The sequence below is a fragment of the Geminicoccus flavidas genome (assembly GCF_009806515.1).
In the GTDB taxonomy this organism is placed as follows: Bacteria; Pseudomonadota; Alphaproteobacteria; order Geminicoccales; family Geminicoccaceae; genus Geminicoccus; species Geminicoccus flavidus.
Genome location: NZ_WUJP01000096.1, coordinates 1 through 1,014 on the forward strand (window position 1 = coordinate 1; position 1,014 = coordinate 1,014).

The 1,014-nt window shown below is 70.3% G+C and carries 1 protein-coding gene; it reads left to right on the forward strand.

The annotated features are described in order from the left end of the window. Positions 1-1,014, forward strand: a 1,014-nt coding sequence (locus EQG76_RS02480) for a PDZ domain-containing protein (protein ID WP_159710305.1), incomplete at both ends; no start/stop codon positions are given.

Consider the following 1,014-nt stretch of genomic DNA (forward strand, 5'->3'; position numbering starts at 1 on the left):
CGACTGCCGGCCGAGCTGGTCGGCATCGATCCCAAGACCGACCTGGCGGTGATCAAGGTGGAGAGCAAGCAGCCGCTCACCGCGCTGAAGTGGTCGGACAGCGACAAGGTCCGGGTCGGCGACAAGGTGATCGCGGTCGGCAACCCGTTCGGCCTGGGCAGCACCGTGACCGCCGGGATCGTGTCGGCCACCGGCCGAGAGATCGGCAGCGGGCCCTATGACGACTTCATCCAGGTCGACGCCCCGATCAACCGCGGCAATTCCGGCGGTCCGACCTTCGATCTCGACGGCAACGTGATCGGCGTGAACAGCATGATCTTCTCGCCGTCCGGCGGCAGCGTGGGCATCGGCTTCGCCATCTCCTCCAACCTCGCCAAGTCGGTGACCGCGGAGCTGATCGAGAACGGCTCGGTCGAGCGCGGCTGGATCGGTGTCGGCATCCAGCAGATGGACGAGGACCTCAAGAGCTCGTTCGGCCTGACGGAGCGTAGCGGCGCGCTGGTGAGCCAGGTCACGCCGGATGGGCCCGCGGCGAAGGCCGGGCTGCAGGAGGGCGACGTGATCCTGAGCTTCGACGGGCACCCGATCGAGCGGCTGACCCAGCTTACCCGTGCGGTCGCGGACACCGACCCCGGCCATGCCGCGGAAGTGAAGATCTGGCGCGACGGCAAGGAGCAGACCGTGTCGCTGGAAGTCGGCCAGATGCCGACGGACCAGCAGGTCGCCCAGGCCGAGACCGCGGCACCTGCGGAGCAGCCGCGCCTGGGCCTGGCCCTGGCGCCGCTCACCGACGAGGCCCGCCAGGAACTGGGCGTGCCCGGTACGGTCGAGGGCGCGCTGGTCCAGGACGTGATGAGCGGCAGCCCCGCCCAGGAGAAGGGCATCGCGCAGGGCGACGTCATCGTGGCGGTCGGCAGCGAGCAGGTCGACGGGCCGCAGAAGGTGATCGACGCGGTGCGCAGTGCGGCCGAGGACGGAGCCAGCTCGGTCCGCCTCCTGGTCGCGCGCGGCGAC